General features: G+C 69.8%; 10 protein-coding genes. All 10 read left to right on the top strand.

All coding sequences use genetic code 11. The annotated features are described in order from the left end of the window. The first annotated feature begins 12 nt into the window (after positions 1–12). The 10 genes from EPO51_RS06805 to EPO51_RS06760 all read left to right on the top strand — a co-directional run bounded on the left by EPO51_RS06805 (position 13) and on the right by EPO51_RS06760 (position 10,206). Positions 13–750 carry a biotin--[acetyl-CoA-carboxylase] ligase gene (locus EPO51_RS06805; protein WP_293347692.1) on the top strand — a complete coding sequence of 246 codons (738 nt, stop codon included), beginning with the start codon at positions 13–15 and terminating at the stop codon, positions 748–750. Next, on the top strand, positions 751–1,524 hold the full coding sequence (locus EPO51_RS06800) for a type III pantothenate kinase (protein ID WP_293347689.1): 774 nt from the start codon (positions 751–753) through the stop codon (positions 1,522–1,524). Further along, complete coding sequence (locus EPO51_RS06795) at positions 1,524–3,203, top strand: ribonuclease J (RefSeq protein ID WP_293347686.1); 1,680 nt, start codon at positions 1,524–1,526, stop codon at positions 3,201–3,203. Before EPO51_RS06800 ends, EPO51_RS06795 begins: the two co-directional genes overlap by 1 nt. 19 nt (positions 3,204–3,222) lie before the next feature. Beyond that, a complete protein-coding gene (locus tag EPO51_RS06790; protein ID WP_293347683.1) occupies positions 3,223–3,660 on the top strand; it encodes a class I SAM-dependent methyltransferase in 438 nt (145 codons plus the stop codon). A gap of 194 nt (positions 3,661–3,854) precedes the next feature. Further along, positions 3,855–6,080 carry a CaiB/BaiF CoA transferase family protein gene (locus tag EPO51_RS06785; RefSeq protein WP_293347680.1) on the top strand — a complete coding sequence of 742 codons (2,226 nt, stop codon included), beginning with the start codon at positions 3,855–3,857 and terminating at the stop codon, positions 6,078–6,080. Positions 6,081–6,142: 62 nt separating this feature from the next. Then, positions 6,143–6,565 (top strand): methylmalonyl-CoA epimerase, encoded by a 423-nt coding sequence (gene mce, locus EPO51_RS06780; RefSeq protein WP_293347677.1) that lies wholly within the window; start codon positions 6,143–6,145, stop codon positions 6,563–6,565. Further along, entirely contained in the window at positions 6,565–6,825 is a 261-nt protein-coding gene (locus EPO51_RS06775) for a DUF1467 family protein (protein ID WP_293347674.1), read from the top strand. The genes mce and EPO51_RS06775 overlap by 1 nt, the downstream gene beginning before the upstream one ends. Before the next feature lie 84 nt (positions 6,826–6,909). After that, positions 6,910–8,226 carry a proline--tRNA ligase gene (gene proS / locus EPO51_RS06770; RefSeq protein ID WP_293347671.1) on the top strand — a complete coding sequence of 439 codons (1,317 nt, stop codon included), beginning with the start codon at positions 6,910–6,912 and terminating at the stop codon, positions 8,224–8,226. Between the two features lie 56 nt (positions 8,227–8,282). After that, a complete protein-coding gene (locus EPO51_RS06765) occupies positions 8,283–9,518 on the top strand; it encodes a lipoprotein-releasing ABC transporter permease subunit (RefSeq protein WP_293347737.1) in 1,236 nt (411 codons plus the stop codon). Further along, a complete protein-coding gene (locus EPO51_RS06760) occupies positions 9,511–10,206 on the top strand; it encodes an ABC transporter ATP-binding protein (RefSeq protein ID WP_293347668.1) in 696 nt (231 codons plus the stop codon). Before EPO51_RS06765 ends, EPO51_RS06760 begins: the two co-directional genes overlap by 8 nt. Positions 10,207–10,220 lie beyond the last annotated feature (14 nt).

Genomic DNA, 10,220 nt, shown 5'->3' with positions numbered 1-10,220 from the left:
GGGGAGAGGAGGATGACCCGCCCCCCGATCGAGTCCTACGTCGAACTGGATTCCACCAACGCCGAGGCGCGCCGCCGCGCCGAGGCGGGGGAGGCGGGACCGGTCTGGATCACCGCCGGCGTACAGACGGCCGGGCGTGGCCGCCGGGGGCGGGCCTGGTCGACCGAGACGGGCAACCTGGCGGCGACGCTGCTGACCCTCACCGACCGGCCGCCGGCCGAGGCCGCACAGCTTTCCTTCGTGGCGGCCCTGGCGGCCTGCGACCTGGCCGAGACCTGCCTGGGGCCCGGCGCGGCGCGGCTGAAGTGGCCGAACGACGTGCTGGTGCATGGCAGGAAGGCGGTTGGCATCCTGGTGGAGTCCGGTTCGCGCCCCGACGGGCGGCTGTGGCTGGCCGTGGGCGTGGGGATCAACCTGAAGCACGCGCCGCAGGACGTGGAGCGGCCGGCGACGGCCTTCGCCGACCACATGGCCAGGCCGCCGCCCGATCCCATGGTGGCGCTGGACGTCCTGGCGACGGCGTTCGAGCGCTGGCGGACGGCCTGGGCGACGCAGGGGTTTCCGCCCATCGCCGCCGGCTGGTCCGAGCGGGCCACCGGCCTGGGCCAGCGCTGCGAGGCCCGGCTGCCGAACCGCACGCTGAGCGGCGTGGCCGAGGGCCTGGACCTCGACGGCGCGCTCAGGCTCAGGCTGGACGACGGCGCCCTTGAGCGCATAACGGCGGGCGACGTATTCTTCGGAGGGGCGTGAATGCTGCTGGCCATCGAACAGGGCAACACCAACACTCTCTTCGCGGTGCACGACGGCCAGACGTGGATCGCCCAGTGGCGCGCCGCGACCCATTCCACCCGCACGGCCGACGAGTATGCCGTCTGGCTATCCCAGTTGCTGGGCATGGCCGGGCTCGCCATGGGCGCGTTCGACGGCTGCATCATCTCGAGCGTGGTGCCGCAGTCGATCTTCAATCTTCGCAATCTGGCCCGGCGATACCTACATGTGGAACCGCTGGTGATCGGCGAGAACGTCGAGCTGGGTATTCCCATCCGCATCGACAAGCCTTCCGAGGCCGGCGCGGACCGCCTGGTCAACGCCATCGGCGCGCACATCGTCTATCCGGGCGCGCTGATCGTCATCGACTCCGGCACCGCGACCACCTTCGACGTGATCGCCGCGGACGGGGGGTTCGAGGGCGGGGTGATCGCGCCGGGGATCAACCTGTCGATGGAGGCCTTGCACAACGCGGCGGCGAAACTGCCTCGCGTCGCGATCCAGAAGCCGCAGCGGATCATCGGCAAGGACACGGTCGGCGCCATGCAGTCCGGCGTCTTCTGGGGTTACATCGGCCTGATCGAAGGGCTGGTCGCGCGCATCAAATCGGAGTGGGACCGCCCGATGACCGTCATCGGCACGGGCGGGGTCGCTTCACTGTTCCACGGAGCGACGATGGCGATCGACCATTTCGACTCCGACCTCACCATTCGCGGCATGCTGGAAATCTGGCGCCGCCATTCAACGAAGGCCTGATGGCAAAAACCCAAAACGACGAACTCGTCTTCCTGCCGCTCGGCGGGTCGAACGAGATCGGCATGAACTTCAATCTGTACGGCTTCGGGCCGGCGCACGACCGCAAGTGGATCGTCGTCGACCTGGGCGTGACGTTCGGCGATCAGACGACGCCCGGCGTCGAGGTGATCCTGCCGGATCCCGCGTTCATGGAAGAGAACGCCCACCGCCTGCTGGGCATCGTGCTGACCCACGCTCACGAGGATCACATCGGCGCGGTGGCGCACCTGTGGCCGCGCTTCAAGGCGCCGATCTTCGCGACCCCCTTCACCGCCTTCATCCTGCGCGAGAAGCTGCGCGAGGCGGATCTGCTGGACGAGGCCCAGATCACCGAGGTGCCCCTGGGCGGGACCATCGAGCTGGGCCCGTTCAAGCTGGAGCTGATCACGCTCACCCACTCGATCCCCGAGCCGAACGGCCTGGCGATCCGCACCCCGCTGGGGACGATCCTCCACACCGGCGACTGGAAGATCGACCCCGACCCGCTGCTGGGCGGACCCACCGACATCGACGCCATCCGCAAGCTGGGCGACGAGGGCGTGCTGGCGATGGTCTGCGACAGCACCAACGTCTTCGTGGACGGGCACGCCGGCTCCGAGGCCGACGTCCGCAAGGCCATGATCAACCTGATCGGGAGCCTGAAGGGCAAGGTGGCCGTCGCGTGCTTCGCGTCGAATGTGGCGCGGATGGACAGCGTGATCCGGGCCGCCGAAGCCAACGGCCGGCGCGTCTGCCTGGCGGGCCGTTCTATGCACCGGATGGCGGCGGCGGCGAAGTCGGTCGGCCTGATGCAGGACATCAAGCCGTTCCTCGACGACACCGAGGCCAAGCACCTGCCCGAGAACGCGGTGCTGTACCTCTGCACCGGCAGCCAGGGCGAGGCGCGGGCGGCGTTGGCCCGGATCGCCGAGGGCACCCATCCGCATGTGAACCTGAACTCAGGCGACAGCGTCGTGTTCTCGTCCCGGGTGATCCCGGGCAATGAGATCCCGATCCGCAACGTGCAGAACAAGCTGACCGAGCGTGGCGTGCGGCTCTACACCGAGCGCGACCATCCGGGCATCCACGTCTCGGGCCACCCTTGCCGCGACGAACTGGCCGAGATGTACGCCTGGGCGCGGCCTACGATCGCGGTGCCGACGCACGGCGAGCGGCGCCACCTGATGGAGCACGCCGCCTTCGCCCGCGACCTGCAGGTGCCGCAGCAGGTGACGCCGCGCAACGGCGACATGGTTCGCCTGGCGCCCGGCCGCGCCGAGATCATCGACGAGGTCCAGGCGGGCCGCCTCTATGTCGACGCCGGCGTGGTCACGCCCGAGAACGGCGACGCGCTCCGGGAACGCCGGCACGCGGCCTTCAACGGCGTGCTGGCGGTGTCAGTGGTCCTGGACGAGCGCGGACGGATCGTCAGTGGGCCGCAGGTCCGCGCGCTGGGCCTGCCGACCGAGGACGAGGACCATCTGGACCAGGTGCTGAACGAGCTGGCCGACGAGGCCGAGCGCGCGCTGAAGCGCCTGAAGGGCGACGAAGCCGAATTCGACGAGAGCATCGAGAAGGCCATCTCCCGCGGCGTGAAGAAGGCCAGCCAGCGGATCTGGGGCCGCCGGCCGGTCGTCGAGACGACGGTGCTGCGAATCTAACGCTGGAGCCCTTCCCGACGTGATTCCTGACTACGATCAGCAGCTCTTGTCCCCCGTGACGGACCAGGTCGTGGTCTTTGTGAAGCGGCACGCCTCGGGCCCGATCATCGAGATTGGGGCGGGCGATGGCCGATGGGTCCGGGCGCTCCGGGACGCCGGCCTCACCATTCGGGGCTTTGATCCATGGTCGTCAGGCGACGGCGTTGAAACGGGCGACCACCTGGAAGCCGCCAAGGCCGATGGAACGACACTGCTCGCCATCTGGCCGCCGGACGGCCCGCTGGTCCAGGCGTGGATCGGTTCGAAGGTTTGGGACCGGATCATTCTGGGCTACCAGCGGGGCCGCTTGAATTTCGACCACGCGTTGGACAGCTACGAAATGGTCGACGACCTCCTGGAAGGTGGCGGCAAGAAGGGCCCATACCGTATCCAGGCCTGGCGCCGGGTCCCGAGTTAGGCTGCGACCCGGCTCGTTGCGGTGCGCCATCACCGCGGGGCCTTCGCCCCGGCGGGCGCAGTGTGGCCGTTCCTATGTCCGTCCCGCCCATTTTCAGCAGGCTGGCATGTTGCCGCGCGTCCGAACGCCGGGTTTGATGGACGGGAGCGAGACGCGGGAAGCGCGCCGCCGGCTCGGCTGGGAGGCCGCCTCACATGTCCGCATACCGGGGCGTTCGGATCGCCGATTTCAGCCAGGGCGTCGCCGGGCCGATGGCCGCCATGCTGCTGGCTGACCTCGAGGCCGAGGTGGTCAAGGTGGAGCCGCCGGGCGGCGACCGGCTGAAGGACCATCCCGGCTACCTGGCCTGGAACCGCAACAAGCAGGTCGTGACCCTGGACCTGGAGACGGCAGAGGGGCTCGCGGCCGCGAAGACGCTGGTCGCGGGCGCGGACGTGGCGCTGTTCGACCATGCGCCGGGGCGGCTCGAGGCCCTGGGGCTGGACGGACCGACGCTGACGGCGGCCCATCCCGGCCTGATCCACGCCTGGATGCCGCCGTACGGGACGACGGGCGCGTGGAGCGACCTGCCGCCGCAGCACAGCCTGCTGGCGGGCCTGACCGGCGTGGCGTTCCGGCAAGGGGCGTGGGGCGACCACCCCATCCACCTGGTGATCCCGATCGCCTGGTACGCGCAAGGCGTCCTGGGCGCCGGCGCGATCGGCGCGGCGCTGTACGAGCGGACCCGCAGCGGCCTGGGCCAGGCGCTGACCGTGAGCGGCCTGCATGGGTCTCTGGAGGCGGCTCCGCCGTCCTGGATCCTGGGCGAGCCGTCGCTGCCCCGTGGCACGCCGCCGGGGGCCAATCCGCGTTACCGGCTCTATCAGTGCGCCGACGGGGAGTGGTTCTTCCTGGGGACCCTGTTCACCAATTTCTATCGCAAGGTCTTCCAGGTGCTGGGGCTGGAGGACGCCTTCGACGCCCTGGAGGCCGACATGCTGGCGGCCCGTGACCTGCTGGAGGGCATGTTCCTCAGCCGCACCCGCGACGAGTGGCTGGAAGCCCTCAGGGCCAACGACGTGCCGTGCGCGCCGGTCGGCCGGCGGGAGGACTGGTTCGCCGGGGCCGCGGTGGCCGAGGGCGGACTTCGGGTCTCGTTGCAGCACCCCACGCTGGGCGAGGTGGCGATGCCGGGGCCATCGACCAAGTTCAGCCGCACGCCGGCCAGCGTCCGCGGCCTGCCACAGGCCGTCGCCGCGCCACCGGCCTGGACGGCCAAGGGGGCGGCGGGAACCCCCGCGGACGCGCCGCCGCTGGCCGGGGTGAAGGTGCTGAACCTGGGGACGGTGATCGCCGGGGCGTACGCCGGGACGATCCTGGCCCAGCTCGGCGCCGACGTCGCCAAGATCGAGTCGCGTGAAGCCGACCCGTTCCGCTCGGACGGCGCTCAGTTCCTGGCCTACAATCGCGGCGTCCGCGGCCTGGGCCTGGACCTCAAGCGACCGGAAGCCCGCGAGCTGTTCCTGGAGCTGGTGAGAAGCGCCGACGTGGTGATCGACAACTATCGCCTGGGCGTGCGCGGGCGGCTCGGCATAGCCTACGCGACGCTGAAGGCGGTGAACCCGAGGATCATCTCGTGCTCGATCAACGCCTATGGCGAGACGGGCGCGCGGGCGGCGCTGCCGGGGTTCGATCCCCTGCTGCAGGCCGAGGGCGGGATGATGGCCGCGCAGGGCGGCGAGGGCGATCCGATCCTGCACACCATCGCCGTCAACGATATCGCCACCGCGGCCACCGTGGCCGGGGCGGTGATCGCGGCGCTGAACGCCCGCGAGCGGACGGGCGAGGGGCAGGAGGTGCTGACCAGCCTGATGGCCCAGAGCCTGTTGTTCCAGCTGGGCGAGACGGTGACCTACGAGGGGCGGCCGGCGAACGACCTGGGCGGCGCGGACTGCCTCGGGACGGCGGCGTTGCATCGCTACTACGCCTGCGCGGACGGCTGGATCGGCCTCGTCGCGGAGACGGAGGTCCAGGCGCAGGCGCTCGCCCACCTGCTCGCCGTGGAGCTGGGCGCCTCGCCGCTGGCCGAGGCGCGCGACGGCGAGCTGGCCGGCCGGATCGAGGCGGCGCTGGCGGACTGGCGGCGGGACGAGGCGCTGTCGGCTCTGCGGGCCGCGGGCGTCGCGGCGGCGCCGGTGATGCGTGGCGACGAGGCGCTGGAAGACCCCTGGCTGGCCGAGAACGGCTTCGTCGAGGGCTGGCAGCACCCGCGCCTGGGGCCGATGGTGACGGCAAAGGCCTTCTCGCGGTTCTCGCGGACGCCGAGCGGATTCCTGTGGCCAACGCCCGAACTGGCGGAGCATTCGGCGGAGATCCTGGCCGAGTACGGGATCGCGCCCGAGCGGATCACGGCGCTGATGGCGGCGGGCGCCGTGTTCTAAGGTCGCACTTCGTGCCGCAAGGTGATCTCGCGCCCAGCGATCTCCCGGCGTATACCGCCCTCATGATCGGGAAACTGAACCACGTGGGCGTCGCGACGCCCTCCATCGAGCAGTCGGTCGCGATGTACCGTGACATGCTGGGGGCCACGAAGATCGGCGAGAAGTTCGCCATGCCGGAGCAGGGCGTGTGGGTCTGTTTCGTGGACCTGCCCAACAGCCAGATCGAACTGATCGAGCCGCACGGCGAGGCCTCGCCCCTGAAGGGCTTCCTGGAGAAGAACCCGGCCGGCGGCCAGCATCACATCTGCTTCGAGGTCGAGAACATCGAGGCGGCGCGGGACGACATGGTCGCCAAGGGCGCCACGGTGCTCAACGGCGGCAAGCCGCGGATCGGCGCGCACGGCACGCCGGTGATCTTCGTCCACCCGAAGAATATGGGCGGCGTCCTGGTCGAGCTGATGGAAACTCCGAAAGGCGGCCACTGATGGGTCCGTTCACGTCGGTCGCGATCTTCCTGACCATCTGGTGGACCGTGCTGTTCGCCGTCCTGCCGATCGGCGTGACCAGCCATGCCGAGGCCGGCATCGACAAGGGCGACGGCGGCGATCCCGGCGCCCCGGTGGATCCGAAATTGAAGAAGAAGTTCATCACCACGACCCTGATCGCGATCGTGCTGTTCGCCGTCCTGTGGCTGGTGATCAAGTTCGGCCTGATCAAGCTGCCGGACCTTCCCGCGACCTACTGAGGAACCGCCGGGTCCGCCTCATCGTTGCCAAGGTTCTCCCGGCAAGGCTATCAGGGCGCCTTCGCCTGATCTGACGGGATTCCAATGCGCCTATCGCGATACTTCATGCCGACCCTTCGCGAGGCGCCCGCCGACGCCCAGATCGTCTCGCACCAGCTGATGCTGCGCGCCGGCCTGATCCGCCAGGAGGCGGCGGGCATCTACGCCTGGCTGCCGCTGGGCCTGAAGGTGCTGAAGAAGATCGAGCAGGTGGTGCGCGAGGAGATGAACCGCGCCGGCGCGGTCGAGATCCTAATGCCGACCCTGCAGCTCGCCGACCTGTGGCGCGAGAGCGGCCGCTACGACGCCTATGGCGACGAGATGCTGCGCATCAAGGATCGGCACGACCGCGACCTGCTGTACGGGCCCACGGCCGAGGAGGTCGTGACCGACATCTTCCGCAGCTATATCAAGTCGTACAAGGACTTGCCGAAGAATCTTTACAACATCCAGTGGAAGTTCCGCGACGAGCGCCGGCCCCGGTTCGGGGTGATGCGCGGCCGCGAGTTCCTGATGAAGGACGCCTATTCCTTCGACGTCGATGAGGCGGCGGCGCGCAAGTCATACAACCGGATGTTCCTGGCCTACCTCAACGTCTATGCGCGGCTGGGGCTGAAGGCGATCCCGGTGAAGGCCGACCCCGGCCCGATCGGCGGCGACATGAGCCACGAGTTCATGATCCTGGCCGACACCGGGGAGAGCGAAGTGTTCGCCCACCGTGACCTGGTGGAGATGGGCGCGCCCGGCCCGGACGTGGACTGGGAGGGCGACCTGGAGCCCGAGGTCGCCCGGCGGACCAGCCTCTACTCGGCTTCGGACGAGATGCACGACGCCGCGCGCTTCGACGCGATGCCCGAGGACAAGCGGATGACCGCCCGCGGCATCGAGGTCGGCCACATCTTCTATTTCGGCGAGAAGTACTCGAAGCCCATGAAGGCCCACGTCACCGGGCCCGACGGCAAGGACGTGCCGGTGCATATGGGCTCGTACGGCGTCGGCGTCTCGCGCCTGGTGGCCGCGATCATCGAGGCCAGCCACGACGAGGCCGGGATCGTCTGGCCACAGGTGGTGGCCCCGTTCGGCGCGGCGGTGCTCAACCTGCGGGCCGGCGACGCCGGCTGCGACGCGGCGTGCGAGCAGGCCTACAAGGCGCTGGCCGACGCCGGGCTCGATCCCCTGTACGACGACCGCGACGAGCGGCCGGGCGCGAAGTTCGCGGCCATCGACCTGGTGGGCATCCCGCAGCAACTGATCATCGGGCCCAAGGGCCTGGCCGACGGGGTGGTCGAACTGAAGACCCGCGCGACGGGCGAACGCCAGACCCTGCCGCTGGACGCCGCGCTCAAGGCCGTCATCGGGTGAGCGAAAACCCCGCCGTCACCGGCGGCCGCGCGCCGCCGTTCGGCCTCTGGGAGCGGATGCTCGCCGGCCGCTACCTGCGCGCCAAGAAGCACCAGGGCGGCGTGGCGCTGATCTCGATCATCTCGTTCGTCGGCATCATGCTGGCGGTGGCGACGCTGATCATCGTGATGTCGGTGATGAACGGGTTCCGCAGCGAGCTGCTGGGCCGGATCCTGGGCTTCCAGGGCCATGTGTTCGTCACCGGCGGCGTGCTGGACGGCGCCGAGCGCGACCGCGCCGCCGCGCGGATCCTGAAGGTGCCCGGCGTGACCCAGGCCGCGCCGATCGTCGAGGCGCAGGCGATCGCCATCGGCCCCAGCCAGATCACGGGGGCCCTGGTGAGGGGCATCGGCCCGGCGGACCTGCGCACCACCAAACTGGTGGCGGACAACATCACCCACGGGTCGCTGAAGGGCTTCGGCGACGGCGAGTTCGGCGGCGACACGATCGTGGTCGGCGAGCGGCTGGCCCAGTCGCTGGGCGTGCGGCCGGGCGACACCCTGACCCTGATCTCGCCGTCTGGCGGGGCCACCGCGTTCGGCGGCACGCCGATGCAGAAGGCCTACACCGTGGGCGCCACCTTCAGCGTCGGCATGAGCCAGTACGACCAAGCCTACATCTACATGCCGCTGGCCCAGGCCCAGCTCTTCTTCGGGCGCGAGGACACCGCCGACGCCATCGAGGTGCGGGTCGTCGATCCGGACCATGCCGCGAAGATGAAGGCCGCGATTAGCAAGGCGGCCGGGCCGGGCGCCATCGTCAACGACTGGACCCAGCGCGACAGCTCGTTCTGGGGGGCGCTGAAGGTCGAGCGCAACGTGATGCGGCTGATCCTGATGCTGCTGGTGGCCATCGCGGCGATGAACATCATCTCGGGCCTTGTGATGCTGGTGAAGAACAAGGGCCGCGACATCGCCATCCTGCGCACCATGGGGGCGGGGCAGGGCTCCATCCTGCGGATCTTCTTCATGGCGGGCGCGGGCGTCGGCGCGCTGGGGACCCTGGCCGGCCTGGTGATCGGCACCCTGTTCTGCGTCTACATAGGGCCGATCCAGAGCCTCGTGGAATATGTGACGGGCCAGGCGGTGTTCGCCTCGGACGTCTACTACCTGTCGCGGATCCCCGCGAAGGTGGACTGGGCGGAGGTCACGCTGATCGCCTCCTGGTCGCTGGGGATGAGCTTCCTCGCCACCCTGCCGCCGTCGTGGCGGGCCTCGCGCCTCGATCCTGTGGAAGCGCTTCGCTATGAGTGAGCCCGTGCTGTCCATCCGCGGGCTGGAGCGGACCTATGTCACCGCGGCGGGGTCGCTGACCGTGCTGCGCGGCGTCGACCTGGATGTGCGGCCGGGCGAGATCGTCGGGCTGATCGGACCCTCGGGGTCGGGCAAGTCCAGCCTGCTGCACGCGGCCGGCCTGCTGGAGCACGCCAACGGCGGGCGTATCTCGATCCTGGGCCGCGACTGCACCGACCTGACCGACCGCGAGCGCAGCCGGGTGCGGCTGGCCACCGTGGGCTTCGTCTATCAGTTCCACCACCTGCTGCCGGAGTTCTCGGCGCTGGACAACGTGGCCCTGCCGATGATGATCGCCGGCGTCTCGCGCAAGGCGGCCACCGCGCGTGCAGCCGTTATCCTGGGCGACCTGGGCCTGAAGGACCGGGTCCAGCACCAGCCGGCCCAGCTCTCGGGCGGGGAACAGCAGCGGGTCGCCATCGCCCGGGCGCTCGCCAACTCGCCGCGCCTGCTGCTGGCCGACGAGCCCACCGGCAACCTCGACCCGACGACATCGGGCGCGGTGTTCGAGAACCTCTACGAGCTGGCGCGCAGCCAGGGGGTCGCGGCCGTCGTGGCCACCCACAACCTCGAACTCGCCAGCCACATGGACCGGGTGTTCGCCCTGAAGGACGGCCATCTGGAGGAACAGGCGCCGAGGACCGCGTGAGCTTGACAAGGGTG

Origin of the sequence: Phenylobacterium sp., from assembly GCF_004297125.1 — a bacterium.
GTDB lineage: Bacteria > Pseudomonadota > Alphaproteobacteria > Caulobacterales > Caulobacteraceae > Phenylobacterium.
Note: the sequence above shows the minus strand (reverse complement) of the source record. Positions and strands in the feature narration are given on the sequence as shown.